Source organism: Alphaproteobacteria bacterium HT1-32 (assembly GCA_009649675.1).
GTDB lineage: Bacteria > Pseudomonadota > Alphaproteobacteria > Rhodospirillales > HT1-32 > HT1-32.
Genome location: WJPL01000003.1, coordinates 31,593 through 52,832 on the forward strand (window position 1 = coordinate 31,593; position 21,240 = coordinate 52,832).

Below are 21,240 nucleotides of genomic sequence, written 5' to 3' on the forward strand. Positions count from 1 at the left end.
GGACTTTTATTTTTCCGGTTCAGCAAAGAATTCACGAACAGCCGCCACGGTCTCTGCCAGCCCACCTTTGGAAACCTGAACACCTTCCGGAAATGCCCCTAACAGCCGACTGGGCGTCATCGGATCCAGCAGAACAAATATCCCCCGGTCATCCTGTCGTCTTGTCAGTCGCCCGAACGCCTGTTTCATCCGGAACCGGGTGATCATGTCATCGTAGTTTCGTTTTCCGAACAGCTCCCGGCGGGCGCGGTGCAGGATGTCCGGTCGCGGCCAGGGAACCCGGTCAAAGACAAGCAGGCGCAAGGACCGTCCCGGCACATCGACACCATCACGCACCGCATCCGTTCCCAGCAGGCAGGCATCATCATCCTCGCGGAACATGTCGATCAGTGTCGAGACATCAACCCCATCGGTATGCTGTGACAGCAGTGGAATGCCGGCAGATTGCAATGGCGACGCTATTCTCTTCTGAACATCCCTCAGTCGCGATATCGCGGTAAACAGGCCAATGCCACCACCACCAGAGGCCAGAAATAATTCCCGGTAAGCCGCAGCGACCTGATCCATACGGTCCTTGCGGACATCACTGACAATCAGCACCCGGGTATTGCGGACATAATCGAAAGGTGAATCGACCTGAACCCTGATCGGGGATGAGGCCAGCCAGGGCATCCCGGTACGCTGTTCGGCCGCGATCCAGTTACCATCGGCTTCTGCGCCGCCATCCCGCAAACTGGCTGACGTGATGAGAACCCCATGCGATGGCCGCAGAACGGTTGCTGCCAGCGGGGCAGTCGGGTCGATCCAGTGGCGACGCATCCCGACATCACTGTCCTGACCAAAAGCCCGATCAACCGCGAACCAGTCGACAAATTCTGCGGGTGGCAACTCGCCGACAGAATTGCACATGGCAGCCCAGGCGAGAATCTGATCGCGCCGCCGCTGAATACCACGGGAGACCGCTTCAACACGGTTCTTGGAGGCTGTATCCAGATCCGCTGCCTCATCATCTATCAGATCTGCCAGGGCGTTCAGCATCTTCCCCATGGGGCGGGCGAGGCGTGCCAGTGCTTCTGCGGCTTCTCTGGCAACCTCGACCAGGCCGTCGATCGGGCTTCCGGTCTCTGTTTCCAGCCCGTAGGGTGACTGACTGTCCGCCGTCCGTGCATAAACCTGATCCCGGACGCGATTGAGAAAGGTTTCGACAGGTCCGTTGGGCTGTCCGCGCTGCATCCGGTTTCGCCATCCGGGGCCGGGCAATGTCCGTGCTGCCTGCAACATCTCGTCCAGATGTTCCCAGAGATCCGTTTCTCCGGCAGGCAGGTCTTCGATCCGCCGGCGTAACCCCCGGGCCCGTGACCGCCCACGGTCTTCTGACCCCAGCAGCCAGCGACGCAGTTCTGCGGCCTCGCCGCCGGACAGATGGGCCGCAAAGGTGCTGTCTGCTGCATCGAACAGATGATGCCCTTCATCGAAGACATAGCGTGTCGGCATCTGACCATCCGCACCACCACCCATCGATGCCTGAATCATGACCAGAGCATGATTGGCCACCACGATCTCTGCACGGCGGGAACGCCGGACAGAGCGTTCGATAAAACATTTCCCGTAATGAGGACAGGCGGCGTAAACGCATTCTCCACGGCTGTCTGTGAGGTCGAGGGTTCGCCCGCGCCCCAGCAGATCAGCCAGCCATGTGGGGAAATCACTGCCAAAGACAGCACCATCCCGGGTTGCCAGTGTCCACCGTGCCATCAGGCCGAGGGCAACGCCGGAGTCCGGGTTGGCTGGCAATCCCTGAACTGCTTCCTCAAGATTGAGCAGGCAAAGATAGTTCTCCCGACCTTTGCGGATGACAACCTTGCGGGCCTTTTCTGCCGGGTCCGGGAACAGGCGATCCAGTTCCCCGTCGATCTGGCGTTGCAGGTTCTTCGTGTAGGTACTGATCCACACCGCGGCTTCATTCTTTTCTGCCCAGACTGACGCCGGAGCGATATAGCCCAGCGTTTTGCCGACACCGGTTCCGGCTTCAGCCAGAACAACATTCGGGCAATCAACCTGATCGCGTGGCTGAAACGCCGCAGACACCGCAGAGGTATAATCGGCCTGCTGCGGCCGGTCCTCTGCGCCACGCCCGATCAGCTCGGTCAGGCGATTACGTGCTTCTGCTGAGGTTACAGGCTTGCTGCCCGGCTGCCCTTCGGGGGCGTGGTCTGACCAGTCGGGCAGGGCGGTCCAGACACGTAATCCGGCTGCGACATTGGCAGAATGAGGTTCTGCGGCCGTTTCTCCAAGTGCGCGCAAGGCCGTGTGCCCCCAGTTCCAGCCACTGCGGGTCATGGCCCAGGCAATCCTGCGGGCACGTTCTGCCTCGCCACCGGATGCCAGGCTCAGTTCATCCAGACAATGAGCGACAGCCAGCAGCAGGGTTTCGGCTTCGTCTTCGAGCGACTTTGGTAGGGGGTGATCCATGAACCGGGCGAGACCGGCGGCGGTCGGCACCACAAATTTCGCCGGAAAGGCAAAACAGAACAGCTCCAGAATATCAAAACAGGGGAAGGGTTTGCCGCCGAGGCGGGTAATCGTCGAGCGGGCATGACATATCAGCGGAGGCGCTTTTTCAGCCAGCTTCAGCAGTTTAGTGGCAGGCAACCGCTCAAGCTCCCCGTCCGCTGACAACCACAGGCCATCACCATGAGAGGCAATCAGCACCGGGTGGCGGGCTGTGGATGCTGGAACTGGATCGGTTGCAGGGCGACTCATAGGGTCATGGTACTCACTGGAAACAGTTGCGCCATGCGGGATTGCAGCTTCTCGTCAGCTTGACGGTCGGGCGGCCCCGGCCTAGTTTTCGCGCCACTCATTCAATCGGGAAATAATAATGTCCGACGCGATCCGCGATCTCGCCCTGTCTTCCAATGCCTGGCCCTTTCAGGAGGCCCGCGCACTCCTCAAGCGCTATGAAAAGGCACCGCCGGAAAAAGGCTACGCGCTGTTCGAAACCGGTTACGGACCGTCGGGCCTGCCCCATATCGGTACGTTCGGTGAAGTTGCGCGTACATCCTGGGTGCGTTTTGCCTTTGAACAGATGTCCGATATTCCGACCAGGCTGATCGCCTTTTCTGACGATATGGATGGTCTGCGCAAGGTGCCGGACAATATCCCGAATGGTCAGGTGCTGGCGGACAACCTTGGCAAGCCGCTGACCCGGATTCCTGATCCTTTCGGTACACATGAAAGCTTCGGGCATCATAACAATGCCCGTCTGCGGGAATTTCTCGACAGCTTCGGATTTGAATATGAGTTCAAAAGTTCGACCGAAAGCTATCACTCGGGAGAATTCGATGCGACCCTGCTGAAGCTGCTGCAGGAATATGACAAAGTAATGGGGGTTATGCTGCCGACCCTTGGTCCGGACCGCAAGAAAACCTACAGCCCCTTCCTGCCAATCTGTCCGCGCACCGGTGTTGTACTTCAGGTGCCGGTTGTCGATCGGGATGTTGCAGCGGGAACCATCTCTTACAATGATCCGGAAAGCGGCGATCTGGTGACAGTTCCGGTGACCGGGGGACATTGCAAGTTGCAGTGGAAGCCGGACTGGGCGATGCGCTGGGCGGCACTCGGGGTCGATTACGAAATGTCCGGCAAGGATCTGATTGATTCCGCCAAGCATTCCGGCGCGATCTGCCGCATTCTGGGTGGCCGGCCACCGGAAGGTTTCAATTACGAACTATTCCTCGACGAAAATGCTGAGAAAATTTCGAAGACGCGAGGCAATGGCCTGGCTGTTGAAGAATGGCTGCGTTACGCCAATCCGGAATCATTGTCCCTGTACATGTTTAATGCCCCGAAAAAGGCCAAGCGGCTGTTCTTTGACGTTATTCCGAAAAGCGTCGAAGAATATCTGACCCATCTGGAGAAATATCCGGATCAGGAGCCAAAGCTGCAACTTTCCAACCCGGTCTGGCATATCCACCGTGGTAACCCGCCACAGGAACGCCATCATCTCAGCTTCAACATCCTGCTGAATCTGGCCAGTGTCTGTAATACGGAAGACAAAAAGGTTCTCTGGGGATTCATCTCGCGCTATGCGCCTGATGCGACACCGGAGACGGCACCGACCCTCGACAGTCTCGTCGGCTTTGCCATCACCTATTATCAGGATTTCGTACGGCCATCGAAAAAGTATCGCGCCGCCACTCCGGCAGAGATCGAGGCCCTGACAGACCTTGCAGCGGCTTTGCGGAAGCTGCCGGATGATGCAACTGCCGAAGCGATCCAAAGTGAAGTCTATGAGATTGGCAAACGGGATGCGTTCGACGACCTGCGCGCATGGTTCAAATGTCTCTATGAAATCCTGCTTGGTCAGGAGCAGGGCCCCCGTATGGGTTCCTTTATCGCACTCTATGGCCTGTCAGAAACCCTGGCGCTTATTGACCGGGCTGTCGCCGGCGAGGACCTGAACGTCTGACGGCACGGGTATCCGTAATCCGACAATTCCGGGCGGTCAGTCTGCTGGCCGTCCGGAAGCCTGCTGAATAACAGGACTACTCCGGTCCGAGCACTGAGGCTGTGTCCCCATTCAGCCATTTCCGAGCGATTGTTGAGGCTTTTGCCTTGTCAGCGTCAGTCATCTTGATCTCAACAGACTCGATCGCGTCCTTCATCTTCTCACAGACGTCCCGGCCATCCAGCGTCATGAGCGCATAGGCCCGGGCGTAATCGACATCTGTGCCGTACATTCCGGCCGAATGCATCCAGCCACAGATACAGCGTGAGGGGCGATGTCCGTCCAGTGCGGCTTCACGGTAGAGCCGGGCTGCCGTGAGATAATCAGCCCATTCTGCCGGACCAACCGAGAGTAATTCCGCGAGTTCATATTTCGCTATGGTATGCCCGCGATTCGATGCCTCAGAATAGAGGGCGACGATCTCTCGGAAATCATACTCATCTTCAATGAGCGGTACGAGCTGGCGGGCGCGTTCGACCAGTTGCTGTGGCGATGGAGATTGCGCTGTGGCCGGAACCGGACCACTTACCGCCAGCAGAAAGACGACAAGGATCAGACAGCGTATCATCAGATTTACATATGAGGGTCTTTGACGCCGGCAAATCTGAAATACAGTTCGCGGCTTTTGCGGAACATCGGGCCAGCCTGATATTCGCGATCATCAATCCGGATGGCCGGAATGACTTTCGGGTTGTTACCGGTTGCGAACACCTCGTCGGCTTCCAGAACCTCTTGATAACTGCACTGGCGTTCCTGAACCTCGACATCCGCATCGCGCAGCAACTTCATCACCCGCTGCCGGGTAATACCATTCAGGAAAGTACCATTGATGGCCGGTGTATGGACCACCCCGTCTTTGACAAAAAACAGATTGGCGCAGGAGAATTCGGCGAGATTGCCGAGGGGGTCGAGAACCACAGCCATATCGAACCCGCGGGACCGGGCGTCACGCATGCCGCGTGCAACATTGGGATAAAGGCAGGATGCCTTTGCCAGCGTGGGAGCGGAATCGGGCAGGGGACGATGATATCTTGTCAGTGACGCGCTAAAGCCGGTCGGCGGCGGCATCGGGCTTTCATGGATCGCCAGGACGAAAGATGTTGATTCGGGGTCTGCGACAATGAAACCGGTGTCGGCATAAAACATCGGGCAGATATAAAGTTCTGCATCCGACGGGAACATGGCTATTCCCTCCAGCGACAGGCGGATGATTTCCTCGGCAGTGATATCCGGTTCAAGCCCCATCAGTTCTGCGGAACGGATCGCGCGCGCACTGTGCAGATCAAGGTCCGGTGCCTTGCCGTCAAGAGAGCGGGCGCCATCAAACACCATCCCGCCAAGCCAGCCACCATGTGCCTTTGCCCGCATCATTTCCGTAGCACCATCCTGCCAGATGCCATCTCTCCAGACGATGCCTTCGGGGCCCGGTGTTATCATGTCGCGTTCCTTCTGTATTATCGTGCAGTCAGTGTAACGGACCGGGCAGGGCAGGCAATGTAATGCTGATGCGCTTTGACAAGGTCGGCTGCTCGGCTAATTTGCCGCCATGACCGATCAGATCATCTATCACATGTGCCGACAGGAAGAGTGGCAGTCCGCTCAGACAACAGGCCGGTATCCCGGGTCGTCGCAGGATGCGGCTGACGGGTTCATTCATTTTTCGACCGCCACACAGATTGTCGAAAGCGCCGCAAAGCACCGGGCCGGACAGACGGGCCTGCTGTTGCTGACAGTCGATGCGACCAAGCTGGGCGATGCCCTGAAGTGGGAGCCATCACGGGGCGGACAGCTTTTCCCGCATCTCTATGGTGAGTTGCCTGTGGCAGCGGTCAACCGTGCTGACCCGCTGCCGATTGGTGATGACGGACGACATGTCTTTCCGGAAACGATGGGGTCATGAGCATTCAATCCATGATGGTTGCACTGGCCCGGCAGCTACCCGCTGAACCGGCACACCGGCTGACCATTGCCGGCCTGAAGATGGGCTTTGGCGGAAAAGCCGATGAAAAACCTGCGCCGTCACTAAAGCAAAATATATTCGGCCTCGACTTTCCGTCACCCGTCGGACTGGCTGCCGGGTTCGACAAGAATGCGGAAGTACCGGATGCCATGTTGCGTCTGGGCTTTGGTTTTGTCGAAATCGGCAGCGTGACACCCCGCCCACAGACCGGGAACCCGAAGCCACGGCTGTTCCGTCTGACAGAAGACGGTGCGGTCATCAACCGGATGGGATTCAATAACGAAGGGGTGCCAGCCGTTCTGAAACGGCTGAACGCCCGCAACCGCGGTGCCGGTATCCTTGGTGTCAATCTTGGCAAGAACAAGGACAGCGCGGATGCCGCAGCCGATTATGCCATCGGTGCGCGGGAACTCGGCGGACATGCTGATTACATGGTGGTCAATGTTTCCTCACCAAACACGCCGGGGCTGCGGGCCTTGCAAAGCGCCGCTGAACTGAACGCCATTGTCGCGGCTGTTCGTGATGCCCTGCCGAAAACCGGCGGGCCGGCGGTTCTGGTCAAAATTGCACCGGACCTGGAAGATAACGACAAGGCCGATATCGCAGCGGCGGTTCAGGCGGGCGGCATCGACGGACTGATTATCAGCAATACAACCATCACCCGACCGGAGACGCTGCGTGACAGCAACAAGACCCAAACCGGTGGGCTGTCCGGCAAACCACTGACCAGTCTTGCCCTGCAAACCCTGAAAGACATGCGGCGCCTTCTTGGGTCTGCCATTCCGCTGGTCGGGGTTGGCGGCATTTCCAGCGGTCAGGATGCTTATGAACGCATTTGTGCGGGTGCGTCCCTCGTACAGCTTTACACCGCTCTCGTGTATGCGGGACCACCTCTGGTGATGGAAATCAACCGGGTGCTGGCGGAACGTCTGAAAGCGGATGGATTCACGACTATTTCTGACGCTGTCGGATCGAAATCACAGGATTAATCATCATGAACACTGCCCATCCCCGACTGCTTAACGGGCTGTCTGAACTTGCCCCGGATATTGACGGATTCGTCCTCGACCTGTGGGGCGTGATGCATGATGGCGTACAGCCTTATCCGGGTGCCATTGACTGTCTGGAGCAGATCCAGAAAGCCGGTAAACGGGCCGTGTTTCTGTCGAATGCGCCACGTCGGGTGCAGGCCGTCATCGACCACCTGACGCATCTGGGTGTCCCACGGGAGCTTTATCACGACGTGCTGTCCAGCGGGGAAGCGGCCTGGCGGGCAATCCGGGATCAGTCCGATGAGTTTGTTCGCTCACTTGGCCGGGAATGCCTGCATATTGGCCCTGACCGGGACCTGACAATGCTGGAAGGTGGCCTCATCAATCGCCGGACCACTGCCGATGGGGCCAGTTTCGCGATGATTACCGGCGCCCATAGTGCTGACTCCGTTGTTGCCGATTATCAGAGCATTCTGGATGACATGAAGAAACGCGGCCTCCCGGCAATCTGCGCCAATCCGGATCTGGAAGTGATCCGCGGCGGTAAGCGGGAAATCTGTGCCGGGGCCATTGCAGCCCGCTATGAGGAAATGGGAGGTGAGGTCCGGTATTACGGCAAGCCGCACGCCAACGTGCTCGAAGAAGCCGTCGGTATGCTTGGCGTCGACAAGTCCCGCGCCGTCATGGTGGGGGATTCATTCCGGACGGATATTGCGGCGGCCAATGCGGCAGGCGTCGGGGGCGTCTTTGTCGCCCGTGGTATTTATGCCGAACGCCTGATGATTGAACCGGGCAAGCAGCCGAAAGCCGAGGCGGTTGCCCTGATGGCAACCGAGTTCGGCGTAACGGTCGATCATGTTTTGCCGGGTCTTATTTGGCAGGCGGATCGATAACCGAGCGGAACAGCTTGAAGAACAACGGCGCGGCGATAACGACAAACAGCAGCCGCGCCAGATGATGGGTCGAGATAAAGGCTGTCTCGATACCCAGTGACAGACTGATCAGGGACATCTCGGCAAACCCGCCAGGGGCGAAGGCCAGGAACAGGCTGATCATCGGATAACCGATCCAGCCATCCAGTGCCCAGGCCAGGGCAACAGCCATCAGCAGAATCAGAGCTGTCGAGACAATGCCGTGTCCGACAGTTTCCGCCACGGTTTTGCGGGTGACGCCGCTGAATTTGGCACCAACAGAGCAGCCCAGAGCCAACTGAGCCAAAGCAATCAATACACCCGGAGGGGCCGCGTCGGTAAAGCCGAGCACATGCACGACAATCGATGCAACCATTGCGCCAGTCATCTGTGGCGCAGGCATGCGGATCAGGCGGGCGCCGAAGAAACCGACGATGCCTGCAGCCAGCAGAACCAGTGCATCATTGAGCTCCAGCGTACCCCCGATTTGCGTGACCAGCAGATTGGGAGGGACATATCCCTCAAACACACGGAACCAGAGCGGCAGCAGCAGAACGACAATAAAAACACGGGTGGTGTGAATCAGCGCCACACGCGGGACATTCGCCCCGTAGGATTCCGCAATGATGACCATTTCTCCAAAACCGCCGGGAGCAGAGGAGAAAAAGGCCGTCATCGGCCGGAACTTGCCGGTACTTTTCAGATAAGCCATTACCAGCACAGTCGCCAGAGTGGCGAAGATAACCACCGCAAGCAGGGTCGGGGCCCAGTTTGTTGCATGCTCCAGCGTTTCAGGGGTAAAGGTTGCCCCGATCATCAGACCGAGAATGACAACCATGCCGTTACGCAGCGCACTTGGAAAGGCAACGCGCATCCCCATCAGAGCGGCAATCGTGGTAAAAACCATTGATCCGGTCATCCAGCCCAGCGGCATTTTCATGAGTGTAAAAACACCCCCGCCGACGAGTCCGATCAAGACGGTCTGAATCCATGTACGCCACATGGCGCCATCTCGAAGGGAATCAGGTAGCTTCATGGCTGAAATTGCTCCGCAATAATGCGATCCTCTAGATTATGTTCAGGATCAAATAACAGATTCAGGCTTGTCGCACGGTCCTGGGTGATCTCCACCCTCGCGACATTCCGGATTTCGGTAAAATCGGCGACAGCAGAAACAGGCCGCTTTGCCGGATTGAGAATATCGAGTGTGACTTTTGCCGTGTCAGGCAACAACGCACCCCGCCATCGACGGGGCCGGAAGGCGCTGATCGGTGTCAGGGCAAGCAGGGAAGTCCCAAGCGGTATGATCGGACCGTGGGCGGAAAGATTGTAGGCCGTGCTGCCTGCCGGGGTTGCTACAATAAAGCCGTCGCAGATGAGATCCTTTAACTGGACCTTGTCATCAACGGAAATGCGCAGCTGTGCGGCCTGGCGCGTCTGGCGCAGCAGGGAGACCTCGTTGATGGCGCGTGCCGTATTCTCAACTCCGTCAGTATCTCGGGTATGCATCAGCAAAGGGTTGAGGGTAATGGATTCTGATGCCTGCAGCCGTTCCAGCAGATTGTCTTCCCGATAACGGTTCATGAGAAAACCAACGGTACCGCGATTCATGCCATAGATCGGGATGTCGCGGGACAGATAGCGGTGCAGGGTTTCAAGCATCAGCCCGTCGCCGCCAAGTGCCACAATTACATCAGCATCAGCAGGATCAACGTTCTCATACCGGTCCTTCAGCCGGACGAGGGCCTGTTCGGCCCCGGAGCTGCTGGAGGCGACGAACGCGATCTTGTTGAAATCCATGCGGCTTTCCGACACTTGTGGGCGGGCAGTATAACGGTCTGGTCCTGAATGACACCAGTGTCCGTACAAAATAAATCCGGTGACCAGTCAGGCAGGTATCAGACTGTCAGAAATATTCCGGAAATTCACGCGCCAGAGCAGCCCGGATACGGTCACGAACCGGAGTACGGATATCACCAGGCGAGAAGGGCAGGCCGGTCACTGTTTCATACAGGGTAACATAGCGCGAGCTGAATTCGATCAGGGTCGGGCCGGGGATTTCAGGAACCGGTTCCGTGTAGGGATCACAACGCTGGCTGATCCACAGTCGCAGAAATTCCTTATCCAGACTGTCGGGTTCTTCCCCTGCTGCGTGGCGGCTTTCATAGCTTCCGGCCTTCCAGTACCGGCTGGAATCTGGTGTATGCGCCTCGTCGGCCAGAATGAATGCTCCCGTTTCATCGACGCCGAATTCGTATTTTGTATCGACCAGAATCAAACCGTGTTTTGCAGCAACTTCGCGCCCGCGGGCAAACAGTGCCAGACTGATACGCGACAATTCATCCCAGCGTTCGGCGGACATAATACCGGATGAGATAATTTCATCTGCCGTGATCGGAGCATCATGACCTCCGACTTCGGCTTTGGTTGTCGGGGTGATGATGGTCGCCGGAAGCTTGTCATTCTTGCGCAAGCCGTCAGGCACAGAATGACCATATACGGTGCGTTTGCCGGCTTCATACATCTTCCAGACGCTCGTATCCGTCGATCCGGTCAGATAATCGCGCACGACGATTTCAATGGGCAGCATATCAAGCCGTTTGGCAACGGTGACATTCGGGTCGGGAAAGCTGATGACATGGTTCGGACAGATATCTTCAGTCTGCTCAAACCAGAATTTTGCTGTCTGCGTCAGGACCTGACCTTTCAGGGGAACCGAGGCGAGAACCACATCAAACGCCGACTGCCGGTCTGTCGCGATCATGACACGGCGACCATCCGGCAGATCATAGGCATCACGTACCTTGCCGCGATAGTGATTCGGAAGTTCCGGAAAAAATCCGTCATCCAGCCGGTTGGCCAGCAGGGTGTCATTGTCAGTTTCGGTCATTGCAGTCAGCCTGGATAAAAAGGGAAGGGGCTAAACGCCGTAACCTGTTCTAACGGATGGATCAGCCGCCCGTCACGCTCATATGACGTGAAACGGCAGGTGATTTACGTCGCCGGTCGATGACGAAGTCATGTCCCTTCGGCTTCCGGGAAATCGCTTCGTGAATTGCTGCATCCAGAGCCTCGTCGCTCTCACTGGCGCGCAAAGGTTCGCGGAGGTCTGCAGCATCGTCCTGTCCCAGACACATATACAGGGTTCCCGTGCAGGTCAGCCGGACGCGGTTGCAGCTTTCACAGAAATTATGCGTCATCGGGGTAATGAAACCAATCCGCTTGCCGGTTTCTGCGACGGTGTAATATTTCGCCGGGCCGCCCGTCGTATGGTCCGATGCATTCAGCGTCCAGTCCTGTTTCAGGGCGGCGCGTACCATGCTGAGAGGCAGATACTGGTCATTGCGGTCGCCGGTGATCTCGCCCAGTGGCATGGTTTCGATGATGGTCAGGTCGAGGTCGTTCTCGCCACACCAGCCTGTCATGGCTGACAGTTCGTCCTCGTTGACGCCTTTCAGCGCTACCGCATTGATCTTGACCTCAAGTCCGGCATCTTTCGCGGCCCTGACACCGTCCAGAACCTTGTCGAGCTTGCCCCAGCGGGTGATCGCCGCAAACTTTTCCGGATCGAGCGTGTCGATGGAAACATTAACCCGCCGCATGCCGAACCGATAGAGATCTTCGGCATATTTCCCAAGCTGGCTGCCGTTCGTGGTGATGGTCAGTTCTTTCAGCGCACCGCTTTCCAGATGACGGCCCATGCGTTCGATGAGCCACATGATGTTGCGCCGTACCAGCGGTTCACCACCCGTGAGGCGAAGTTTTTCGACACCATTACGAACGAAAGCGCTGTACAGTCGATCAAGTTCCTCAAGCGACAGAACTTCTTTTTTGGGCAGAAACGTCATGTCTTCTGCCATGCAATAGACACAGCGAAAATCGCAGCGGTCAGTGACCGACACGCGCAGATAATTGATTGTACGACCGAAGGGATCGATCATGACGTCTCTCCGCAGCGTTCTTTTTGATTCAGTCGATATTACCGATCACCAGCCAACCGACAAACGCTATCGGCCCGGAACTGTCGGTCATCCTGATTAGATGGCGATGCCCGGCCGGGCGTCAAGTGCCCTAGTTCCGGCTGTAGCGGTCCCGTATGAGTGCTGTCAGTCCCAGAAAAGCCGGATAGGGGTGCATGATGATCCGGACCGGTATTGGTGAAAGGTACTCCCGGAAACGGCCTTTGTCCTCAAACCGGCATCGGAAGTTTGATGCTGCGATAATTCCGGGCATCCGGGGCAGTATACCTCCGGCAAGAAACACACCACCCTGAGCGCCGACGGTCAGGGCAAGGTTGGAGGCAACAGTGCCAAGAAATCCGCAGAACAGTTTGATTGTCTCGGCAGACATGTCGCCGTCACCTGCCAGCACATCCTCGACGATCTCTCTGGCCGACATTGCGCTGTCGGGGACACCGTTTAACTCACACAGGGCTGTGTAGATGTTCTCTATTCCCTGTCCGGACACGACTCTCTCGGCAGAGACATGATCGAATTTCCGGGCCAGCAGATTAAGTACGAGAGCTTCGGATTCTGTCCGGCTGGCCATCGTGACATGTCCGCCCTCTGTCATCAGCGGGGACCATCGCCCATCCGTTGTCGGTATCAGGGCAGAGACGCCCAGCCCGGTTCCCGGTCCCAGAACAGCCAGCGCGCATCCCGGTTGCGGCTTCCGGCAATCCAGAGGGAACAGATCGTCGTTGTCGAGATGAGGAATGGCCATCGCCTGTGCGGTGAAGTCATTCACCAGAAACAAGAACTCAAGGCCAAAACGAACCCGCAGCTGATCAGCGTCTACGGACCAGGGCAGATTGGTCATTTCAGCTTTAGGGCCTTTCACCGGCCCGGCCACACAAATGGCACCGTTTCGAGGTTTCAGCTCTTCCGGGACTGTCGAAAGGAAAATGTCGATGATACTTGCGAGGTCGCGATAATCAGCGCAGCGATAAGTTCGCGCATAGTCGTTGTCAGAGTCCGCGAGCCCGATTGCAAAACGGGCATTCGTGCCGCCAATATCACCAAGCAGACTGGCCATCTAACTGGTTTCCGACCTGAGGTCCCCGAGAAAGCTGTCGCGCCAGTCGGACAGGGTATTCCCTTTAAGAACCTCCATCATGGAGCGCCAGCGTTCAAGCCGCTCTTCCATTGGCATGGTAAGGGCGCGTGCCATGGCTTCTGCCGTTGAGTCGAGATCGAAGGGATTGACGATCAGGGCCGCATCCAGTTCACGGGCGGCGCCGGCAAAACGGGACAGCAGCAGCACACCCGGATCACGCGGGTTCTGGGCGGCAACATATTCCTTTGCAACCAGGTTCATGCCATCCCGCAGGGGAGTAACCAGTCCGACGCGGCATTCGCGGAAGAACCCGGCGAGGGTATCGCGATTGTAGGATTTGTTGAGATAGCGGATTGGCATCCAGTCAAATTCTGAAAACCGGCCGTTAATCCCACCGGCATGGGTTTCAAGCTCAAGGCGTAGTTCCTGATATTCTGGAACTTCCGAACGGGTTGGCGGGGCGATCTGTAACAGGCTGACGGCCCCGCGCTCTGAGGGATAGCGCTCCAGCATCAGGGAAAATGCGTCGAAGCGTTCAACAAGCCCCTTGCTGTAATCGAGCCGGTCGACGCCGATCATCAGGGTCCGGTCACCAACACTTTCGCGCAGACGCTTTACCTGGGCGGAACGTCCGGCCTGTTGCGCTGCATGTGCAAATTCTTCGGTATCGATACCAATGGGATAGACCCGCGCAATCAGCTTGCGGCCGTAAGCTTCAACCTGTCCGTTGGGATGAACGACGCCCCCGGCTTCATGCAGGATATAGTCATGGAAGGAACGCAGGTCGTTGACCGTCTGGAATCCGACAATGTCATAGGCACATAACCCACGTACCAGATTGGCATGGCTGGGCAGCGCCGTCAGAATTTCTGCAGCCGGGAAGGGGGTATGCAGGAAAAAGCCGATACGGCTGGTGATCCCGGCACGGCGCAATTCCTCGGCCAGCGGTATCATGTGATAGTCATGCACCCAGATCAGATCATCCGGCTCAATCATTGGTGCCAGCTTGCTGGCGAACATGGAATTGACGCGGAAGTAACCGGCGTGATTCTGGTTTGTGAAGTTGGTCAGATCGAGCCGGTAATGAAACAGCGGCCAGAGTGCACGATTGGCAAAGCCGTTATAATAATCGTCGAAATCATCCTCACCCAGATCCAGCGTGGCATAGCGAACATTGCCCGCATCTGTGATTTCCGGCGTCATGGCCGTGCGGTCGGCGGTCTTGCCACTCCAGCCGAACCACAGACCGCCATTTTCACGCAGGGCATCGTTCAGGGCGACAGCAAGCCCGCCGGTCTGCGCTTTCTTGTCGGTTGCAACAGCAACGCGATTGGAGACAACAACCAGTCTTTGACTCACAGGGCTTCCTTCCAGCTCCGGCTTAACAGGGTCGCACAGGTAATCATGCCAACCATTGAATAGGTCTGGGGAAAATTACCCCACAACTCGCCGGTGGCCGGATCAATATCCTCACTCAACAGACCGAGATGGTTACAGCTTGCCAGCACGGCATCGTAAAGTTCACGGGCTTCTTCCATCCGGCCAATCGCGCAAAGCGCTTCGATGTACCAGAATGTACATACGTTAAAGGCAGTCTCCGGTTCCCCGAAATCGTCTTTTGAGATGTAGCGGAAGACATGCTGGCCGCGTTTCAGTTCGCGCCCGACCGCCTCAACCGTACCAATGAAACGCGGATCATCTGCCGGGATCAGGCCGATATCAGCCAGTTGCAGCAGGCTGGCATCGACGTTTGATCCGCCGAAAGCATCGGCAAAGCTGTTGATCTCTGCATTCCAGCATTCTGCCATGATGCGATCACGCATGATTTCTGCACGCTGGCGCCAATAGGCACTGCGGTCATCCAGATCAAGGGACAGGGCGATCTTTGCCAGCCGGTCACATCCGGCCCAGCACATGGCCGCCGAATAGGTATGGACCTGGGCTATGGTACGGAATTCCCACAATCCTGCATCAGGCTTGTCATACAGGGACCATGCCTGTTCACCCGCCAGTTCCAGCCGTTCAAACAGGGCAGGGAGGTCGGGGAGAAACAGACGCCTGTCAAAAAATGCCTGGGTGGCAACCAGGATCACCTGACCATAAACGTCATTCTGAATATGCTCGCTGGCCTGATTACCGATCCGGACAGGGCCCATGCCACGATATCCCTGCAGGCCGTCGGTAATCCATTCTTCGAGATTCGGATTGGTGGTGATGCTGTAGACCGGCTGTATATGCCCGCCGCCGGTGCGTGCCACGATGTTGCTGATATAGGTAATGAGACCTTCCATGGTCTTCGTCGCACCGAGGCGATTCAGCGCCTGTACGACAAAATAGGCATCCCGCAACCAGCAGAACCGGTAATCCCAGTTGCGTCCGCTATTCGCATGCTCAGGCACAGAGGTGGTCAGAGCAGCAACCACAGCACCGGTTTCCTCGAATGCACAGAGTTTCAGGGTAACGGCAGCACGAATGACGATGTCCTGATATTCAAACGGAACCGAAAGGGAGCGTGACCAGTTGCGCCAGTACCTCGTCGTCTCATCAAGGAAGCGCCGGCTGGTGTCGGCCAGCGGGTCAGCCAGGCTTTCGTCCGGGCCCAGCAGCAGATCCAGAGGTTCCTGCAGCAGAAAACTGGTTTCGTCGAGAATATAGGCGACCGGCGCATTCGTGGTCAGCCGCATGACATGATCTGTTCCGACATAGCGGATGTGATTGCTGCCACGTGTCGTGACAGGAATACCCCGGCCATAATCGACGTTCGGCCGCAGACGAATGGTGACAAACGGCTCACCGGCCACGGTCCGGATGCGGCGCAGGAAAGTGGTCGGTCGAAAGGTCCGGCCGTGATTCAGAAAGCGCGGAGCCAGATCAGTGATCTCGACAATCGACCCTTTTACGCAATGAAGCCAAGTGGTCAGGATTGCGGTATTGCGATCATAACTTTGTTCCGCATGGCTGAAACCTTCCAGATCAACATCAAAGAAACCACGAGCAGGCTCTTCGCCATCAATCAGCGCCGTAAAGAACGGATCGCTGTCCAGCCGGGGCAGACAGGCCCAGACATAACGACCTTTCCGGTCAATCAATGCACCGACAGCGCAGTTGCCGATGATCCCGAGATTAAGGTCTGGTGTCATCTGTGCCTCATGAAAGTTGATCTAGCCAGGCGATCACATCGTCAACGCCGCCAAGGTGAAATTGTGCTGCCGTCTCACGGCTTTCCGGTGCATCCGACACCCAGACAGACAAACCACCAAGCCTGTTCACGGCCGCGAAGCCATCTTCATCGGTAAGGTCATCGCCGACAAAAACCGGTTGGCGGCCAATGAAGGGAGGTTCCTGCATGAACAGATCGACAGCCTGACCTTTGGTTGCTGCCACAGGCTTGATTTCAATCATCATCTTGCCTTCCTGAAGTTTGTACTCCGGTTCAAGCTTCAGCCTGTGGGCGTAGATAAGGTCTCTGGCCGCAGATTCCAGTTCCGGCGCCATGCGATAATGCAGGGTCACGGTCGGTCCCTTGTCTTCACAAATGATGCCGGGATGGCGAGCCTCAAAGGTCCGGAGATCGTCGGCAAGATCACGAAGTGCGGGTGTCGGCGGGGCAATATCCATCATCACGCCATCGGCACGACGATGTTCAAGGCCATGCATTCCGGCTGCCGGGCCGCAAAGTGGCGCCAGACGATCAACACCACTGAGCGGGCGACCGCTGACCAGTGCCAGGGCACCGCCCAGCAGATCACGCACGTTTTTCAGTACAGGCAGAAGTACCGGCCGGGGTGCGGCTTTATCCGGCGTATCCGCCAGATCGACAAGTGTTCCGTCGACATCCAGAAACAGCGCCCATGACGGCGACACTTGCGGCGGAGCAGGGAGGGAAGCCGGTTTCAAAGATCCACTCAACCGGCGTTCGCTTCCGGATGAAGGTCAAGCTGCATCATCACGACATCAATCCAGCGTTCAAACTTGTAACCGACCTTTTCCAGAACTCCGATATGCCGGAATCCGAAAAATTCGTGAAGCCCGATGGAACCGGCATTGTCGCTGTCACCGATGACAGCGATCATACGATGTCGCCCGGCAAGCCGGGCATGATCAACAAGCCCTTCCATCAGGGCTTTGCCAATGCCCCGGCGGGTCGCATCATGCGCAACATAGACAGCATTCTCGACTGTAAAACGATAGGCTGGTCTCACATGAAAGGGCGTGGTGTAGGCATAACCATGCAGCCCGATATTATCGGCGGCAACCAGCCAGATGTTTCCGGTGCTGGTGACCTTCTGCCATCGTTGCATCATTTCCTGAACCGATGGCGGTGTTTCTTCAAAACTGGCCGTACCGTGCCGAACATGATGTGCATATATTGCCGTGATCTCGGCAAAATCGCTTTCCCGTGCCGGGCGAATTTCAGGCTTTGTCATCATGCGGCAGCGACCGTCATCGATTGTCCGAAACTGGTAAGCTGACTTACCAGGCCGCTCATGACACCCTTCATCAGATTGAAATCCGGATGTTTGGTCAGACGGCGTTCATTCATGTAGAGATCGCGACTTATCTCGATCTGAAGGCTGTGTATGTTGTCCTGTGGCTGGCCATAGGTTCTGGTAATGAAACCACCGGCATAGGGTGTGTTCCGACCAACTGTCAGCCCCGCCTCCGTCAGATAACCCTCAGCCAGATCGGTAATATCTGACCGGCAGGCACTGCCATAACAGTCACCCAGAACCACATCCAGTTTCGGCTTGATATTCCGCAGAGACGGCATGGAATGGCAATCAATCAGCAGGCAAAGCCCAAAACGGGATCGCGTATCTTCTATCAGCCGGGAAAGTGCGCTGTGATAGGGGCGGTAACAGTTTTGCAGCCTGTCTTCTGCATCAGCGAAAGACAGTTTTCTGTCGCCATATATTTCTGAACCACTGGCCACGATACGTGCAACTGTCCCCAGTCCGGCGGATATACGGGGAGAGCGCGTTGTCACATACGGGGGCAGGGGATCTGCGAACATTTCCGGGTCGAGTTCATATTCCTCCCGGTTCACGTCGACATAAGCCCTTGGAAACAGTGCCCTGATGAGCGGTGCGCCATAGTCTGGTGCATTTCCAAACAGGTCATCAACATAGCAATCTTCGGACAGGCGCAAGGCATGTGGATCAAGGCAACTGTCCGCGATGAAGCTTGCGGGATAACAGTTTCCTGAATGCGGCGACGAGAAGACAACCGGTGCAGACTGACAGGCAGGCACCAGAATTTCGAGCGGCCGTTCCGGTTGAATGTCCTGACGCACATGAAAATTCATCCCTCCGATTTAAGGGATGAAAGCAGCCCTGTCGACATCAATGGTGCATTGCGGCATGGATTGCGCCTGCTTCTGTCGCTTAACGCATCGTCATATCGTTCCAGACCGCATCGACCAATCCGGTTTCAGGCCGGGCATTTATTGTCTGGCGTGCTGACGATGGTGTCTCAGCAAACGCATTTCGGTAAGCGCGTGAAAAATGGGATGAATCAGCAAACCCGCATTCTGCGGCAATGTCGGTGATTGGCCGGTTTGTTCTCAACAGCAGCCACTGGCCGTAATTCAGACGAAGTTCCAGAGCAACCTCATGCGGGCTTTTGCCCAATTCCTGCCGGAATATCCGCTCCAACTGCCGTTTTGATATATTGACCCGGCGGGCGATCTCTTCGACTGACAAGGGATCCCCCAGATGTTGTTCCATCAGCAAGATGGCCCGTCTTACACGTTCATTCCGGGTGGCTTTCATCGAAGGTGGCTGGGGCTGTGAACTGTTTGGTGCCCGAGCCCTGTCGATAACCAGAATACGCAGGCTTTTCTGTGCCCAGGCCCGACCGCAATGCCGTTCAATCAGCCAGGCAGCCAGATCAACCGCACCGGCACCGCCAGCACAGGTAATTCTGTTGCCGTCAGTCACAAACAGCTGGTCAGCAATCGGTTCGACATCAGGAAATTCATCCACAAGATCCTGATAGTGATACCAGCTGACACAGCAACGCTTGCCCTTCATCAGTCCGGCCCGGATCAGCAGAAAGACACCTGTGCAAAGACCGATAAGACGGACACTGGCCGATGCGGCACGCTTTAGATATTTCGCCATCTCCGGTGGTGTGTCAGGGCCGGCATGCAGCAGTCCGCCGACAACCACGACATAGTCAAACCGGGCCGGATCGGGAAATGTCTCCCATGGTGTGACATCAACCCCGCAGCTTGACCGGACCGGGGTCAGGTCCGGACCGATAATTGTCCACTGACAATTGATCTGGCGACTGCCATCACCATCATCTGCGGCAAGCCGCAGAGCCTCGACAAAACCGGCAAAAGCCATCAACGTGAAGTTGGGCAGCAGCAGAATGCCGACTGAAAGCCGGGCCTTGATCTGGATGTCCGATGTCTGCATCAGGGTCGTCCGTCAATGGCAATATTATTCCAATCAATGTCGCAAATATACATAGGCTGCGTCGGCGAAAGGATATCTTCTGCGACATAAATCTGCTAATAAAACGACATCCCAACAGCCGGGCCTGTCATGACCAGATTCTCGATTTTCTCCCTCGTTCGCAATGCCATGAACTGGCATCAGGACTGGCCGCGCCAGTGGCGCAGCCCCCAACCAAAGCCCTCCTATGATGTCATCATCATCGGCGGTGGCGGGCATGGGCTGGCAACGGCCTATTACCTCGCAAAACAACATGGCATCCGGAAGGTGGCCGTGCTTGAAAAGGGATGGATTGGCGGCGGCAATACGGGCCGAAACACCACGATCGTTCGTTCCAATTACCTCTGGGACGAAAGCGCCGCGATGTATGAGCATTCCCTGAAACTCTGGGAAGGCCTGTCAAAAGACCTGAATTATAATGTCATGTTCAGTCAGCGTGGTGTCATGAACCTCGCGCACAACCTGCATGATGTCCGCGAAAGCATACGGCGGGTGAATGCCAACCGGCTGAACGGGGTTGATGCGGTCTGGCTGGACGCAGCGGGGGTCAAGGAATTCTGCCCGATCATCAATATCTCGCCGGATGTGCGCTATCCCGTACTGGGTGCGACGCTGCAAAAGCGGGCAGGCGTCGCCCGTCATGATGCGGTTGCCTGGGGCTATGCCCGGGGGGCTGACGCGCAGGGTGTTGATATCATCCAGAACTGTGAAGTGACGGGCTTTGATATCAGCGATGGTACTGTCACCGGCGTCCAGACCACCCGTGGCCGTATTGGTGCCAAAAAAGTCGGGGTGGTTGCCGCCGGCCATTCCTCGGTGCTGGCCAATATGGCCGGTTTCAGACTGCCTCTGGAAAGCCATCCGCTTCAGGCGCTGGTCTCTGAGCCACTGAAGCCGATCATGCCGACCGTGGTGATGTCGAATGCGGTGCATGTTTATGTCAGCCAGTCCGATAAAGGTGAACTGGTCATGGGGGCGGGGATCGACAGCCACAATTCCTACAGTCAGCGGGGATCACTTTCAGTGATCGAAGAACAGCTGGGTGCCTGCATGGAACTGTTCCCCATATTCAGCCGTGTGCGGATGCTGCGGTCCTGGGGCGGTATCGTCGATACCTGTCCGGATGCTTCACCCATAATCTCAAAGACACCGGTTAAGAATATGTTTTTTAACTGTGGATGGGGAACCGGCGGCTTCAAGGCGACACCGGGATCAGGACATGTATTCGCCCATACCATTGCAACGGGAGAGCCACATCCGATCAACGCCCCCTTTGCGCTGGACCGTTTCATCTCGGGCGCACTGATTGCCGAACACGGCGCCGCTGCCGTCGCGCATTAGGAGGACCAGA

At 56.9% G+C, this 21,240-nt stretch carries 19 protein-coding genes; 5 read left to right on the plus strand and 14 right to left on the minus strand.

Annotation, left to right across the window (positions count from 1 at the left end):
* Positions 1-6: 6 nt before the first annotated feature.
* Positions 7-2,763, minus strand: coding sequence for an ATP-dependent DNA helicase (locus tag GH722_15530; GenBank protein MRG73179.1), 2,757 nt, complete (start codon positions 2,761-2,763; stop codon positions 7-9).
* Positions 2,764-2,881: 118 nt separating this feature from the next.
* Between GH722_15530 and GH722_15535 the strand changes: the two genes are divergently transcribed.
* Entirely contained in the window at positions 2,882-4,471 is a 1,590-nt protein-coding gene (locus GH722_15535) for a lysine--tRNA ligase (GenBank protein MRG73180.1), read from the plus strand.
* Between the two features lie 76 nt (positions 4,472-4,547).
* Here GH722_15535 and GH722_15540 read toward each other — a convergent pair whose 3' ends face one another.
* A complete protein-coding gene (locus GH722_15540) occupies positions 4,548-5,078 on the minus strand; it encodes a hypothetical protein (GenBank protein MRG73181.1) in 531 nt (176 codons plus the stop codon).
* A gap of 5 nt (positions 5,079-5,083) precedes the next feature.
* A complete protein-coding gene (locus tag GH722_15545) occupies positions 5,084-5,947 on the minus strand; it encodes a branched-chain amino acid aminotransferase (protein ID MRG73182.1) in 864 nt (287 codons plus the stop codon).
* A gap of 109 nt (positions 5,948-6,056) precedes the next feature.
* Between GH722_15545 and GH722_15550 the strand changes: the two genes are divergently transcribed.
* The 3 genes from GH722_15550 to GH722_15560 are packed head-to-tail and all read left to right on the plus strand — an operon-like array spanning position 6,057 to position 8,355.
* A complete protein-coding gene (locus GH722_15550; GenBank protein MRG73183.1) occupies positions 6,057-6,410 on the plus strand; it encodes a DUF952 domain-containing protein in 354 nt (117 codons plus the stop codon).
* Positions 6,407-7,459: a quinone-dependent dihydroorotate dehydrogenase gene (locus GH722_15555; protein ID MRG73184.1), complete on the plus strand. Its 1,053-nt coding sequence runs from the start codon at positions 6,407-6,409 to the stop codon at positions 7,457-7,459. Before GH722_15550 ends, GH722_15555 begins: the two co-directional genes overlap by 4 nt.
* A gap of 5 nt (positions 7,460-7,464) precedes the next feature.
* A complete protein-coding gene (locus GH722_15560; GenBank protein MRG73185.1) occupies positions 7,465-8,355 on the plus strand; it encodes a TIGR01459 family HAD-type hydrolase in 891 nt (296 codons plus the stop codon).
* On the opposite strand, the gene GH722_15565 is transcribed toward GH722_15560, so the two are convergent.
* From GH722_15565 to GH722_15615, 11 genes are all read right to left on the minus strand, one after another.
* Entirely contained in the window at positions 8,333-9,409 is a 1,077-nt protein-coding gene (locus tag GH722_15565; protein MRG73186.1) for a hypothetical protein, read from the minus strand. The two genes, GH722_15560 and GH722_15565, sit on opposite strands and share 23 nt — an antisense overlap.
* Positions 9,406-10,173, minus strand: coding sequence for an NAD kinase (locus GH722_15570; GenBank protein ID MRG73187.1), 768 nt, complete (start codon positions 10,171-10,173; stop codon positions 9,406-9,408). The genes GH722_15565 and GH722_15570 overlap by 4 nt, the downstream gene beginning before the upstream one ends.
* Before the next feature lie 106 nt (positions 10,174-10,279).
* Complete coding sequence (locus tag GH722_15575) at positions 10,280-11,263, minus strand: phosphoribosylaminoimidazolesuccinocarboxamide synthase (protein MRG73188.1); 984 nt, start codon at positions 11,261-11,263, stop codon at positions 10,280-10,282.
* Between the two features lie 61 nt (positions 11,264-11,324).
* Positions 11,325-12,314, minus strand: a complete 990-nt coding sequence (moaA, locus tag GH722_15580; protein ID MRG73189.1) for a GTP 3',8-cyclase MoaA — start codon at positions 12,312-12,314, stop codon at positions 11,325-11,327.
* Positions 12,315-12,444: 130 nt separating this feature from the next.
* Positions 12,445-13,407: a glucokinase gene (glk, locus tag GH722_15585; GenBank protein ID MRG73190.1), complete on the minus strand. Its 963-nt coding sequence runs from the start codon at positions 13,405-13,407 to the stop codon at positions 12,445-12,447.
* On the minus strand, positions 13,408-14,775 hold the full coding sequence (otsA, locus tag GH722_15590) for an alpha,alpha-trehalose-phosphate synthase (UDP-forming) (protein ID MRG73191.1): 1,368 nt from the start codon (positions 14,773-14,775) through the stop codon (positions 13,408-13,410).
* An 8-nt stretch (positions 14,776-14,783) separates the two neighbouring features.
* Positions 14,784-16,568, minus strand: coding sequence for a glycoside hydrolase family 15 protein (locus tag GH722_15595; protein MRG73192.1), 1,785 nt, complete (start codon positions 16,566-16,568; stop codon positions 14,784-14,786).
* 7 nt (positions 16,569-16,575) lie between these two features.
* Positions 16,576-17,337: a trehalose-phosphatase gene (gene otsB, locus GH722_15600; GenBank protein ID MRG73193.1), complete on the minus strand. Its 762-nt coding sequence runs from the start codon at positions 17,335-17,337 to the stop codon at positions 16,576-16,578.
* A complete protein-coding gene (locus tag GH722_15605; GenBank protein MRG73194.1) occupies positions 17,334-17,855 on the minus strand; it encodes a GNAT family N-acetyltransferase in 522 nt (173 codons plus the stop codon). Before GH722_15605 ends, otsB begins: the two co-directional genes overlap by 4 nt.
* Complete coding sequence (locus GH722_15610) at positions 17,855-18,733, minus strand: N-formylglutamate amidohydrolase (protein ID MRG73195.1); 879 nt, start codon at positions 18,731-18,733, stop codon at positions 17,855-17,857. Before GH722_15610 ends, GH722_15605 begins: the two co-directional genes overlap by 1 nt.
* 79 nt (positions 18,734-18,812) lie before the next feature.
* Entirely contained in the window at positions 18,813-19,850 is a 1,038-nt protein-coding gene (locus tag GH722_15615; GenBank protein ID MRG73196.1) for a helix-turn-helix domain-containing protein, read from the minus strand.
* Between the two features lie 129 nt (positions 19,851-19,979).
* Between GH722_15615 and GH722_15620 the strand changes: the two genes are divergently transcribed.
* On the plus strand, positions 19,980-21,230 hold the full coding sequence (locus GH722_15620; protein ID MRG73197.1) for a sarcosine oxidase subunit beta family protein: 1,251 nt from the start codon (positions 19,980-19,982) through the stop codon (positions 21,228-21,230).
* Positions 21,231-21,240 lie beyond the last annotated feature (10 nt).

What these genes read in the sequence shown, in the direction of transcription:
- GH722_15530 (MRG73179.1), bottom strand. Translation starts at nt 2,763, where the DNA reads ATGAGTCGCCCTGCAACCGATCCAGTTCCAGCATCCACAGCCCGCCAC.
- GH722_15535 (MRG73180.1), top strand. Translation starts at nt 2,882, where the DNA reads ATGTCCGACGCGATCCGCGATCTCGCCCTGTCTTCCAATGCCTGGCCC.
- GH722_15540 (MRG73181.1), bottom strand. Translation starts at nt 5,078, where the DNA reads ATGATACGCTGTCTGATCCTTGTCGTCTTTCTGCTGGCGGTAAGTGGT.
- GH722_15545 (MRG73182.1), bottom strand. Translation starts at nt 5,947, where the DNA reads ATGATAACACCGGGCCCCGAAGGCATCGTCTGGAGAGATGGCATCTGG.
- GH722_15550 (MRG73183.1), top strand. Translation starts at nt 6,057, where the DNA reads ATGACCGATCAGATCATCTATCACATGTGCCGACAGGAAGAGTGGCAG.
- GH722_15555 (MRG73184.1), top strand. Translation starts at nt 6,407, where the DNA reads ATGAGCATTCAATCCATGATGGTTGCACTGGCCCGGCAGCTACCCGCT.
- GH722_15560 (MRG73185.1), top strand. Translation starts at nt 7,465, where the DNA reads ATGAACACTGCCCATCCCCGACTGCTTAACGGGCTGTCTGAACTTGCC.
- GH722_15565 (MRG73186.1), bottom strand. Translation starts at nt 9,409, where the DNA reads ATGAAGCTACCTGATTCCCTTCGAGATGGCGCCATGTGGCGTACATGG.
- GH722_15570 (MRG73187.1), bottom strand. Translation starts at nt 10,173, where the DNA reads ATGGATTTCAACAAGATCGCGTTCGTCGCCTCCAGCAGCTCCGGGGCC.
- GH722_15575 (MRG73188.1), bottom strand. Translation starts at nt 11,263, where the DNA reads ATGACCGAAACTGACAATGACACCCTGCTGGCCAACCGGCTGGATGAC.
- moaA (MRG73189.1), bottom strand. Translation starts at nt 12,314, where the DNA reads ATGATCGATCCCTTCGGTCGTACAATCAATTATCTGCGCGTGTCGGTC.
- glk (MRG73190.1), bottom strand. Translation starts at nt 13,407, where the DNA reads ATGGCCAGTCTGCTTGGTGATATTGGCGGCACGAATGCCCGTTTTGCA.
- GH722_15595 (MRG73192.1), bottom strand. Translation starts at nt 16,568, where the DNA reads ATGACACCAGACCTTAATCTCGGGATCATCGGCAACTGCGCTGTCGGT.
- GH722_15605 (MRG73194.1), bottom strand. Translation starts at nt 17,855, where the DNA reads ATGACAAAGCCTGAAATTCGCCCGGCACGGGAAAGCGATTTTGCCGAG.
- GH722_15610 (MRG73195.1), bottom strand. Translation starts at nt 18,733, where the DNA reads ATGAATTTTCATGTGCGTCAGGACATTCAACCGGAACGGCCGCTCGAA.
- GH722_15615 (MRG73196.1), bottom strand. Translation starts at nt 19,850, where the DNA reads ATGCAGACATCGGACATCCAGATCAAGGCCCGGCTTTCAGTCGGCATT.
- GH722_15620 (MRG73197.1), top strand. Translation starts at nt 19,980, where the DNA reads ATGACCAGATTCTCGATTTTCTCCCTCGTTCGCAATGCCATGAACTGG.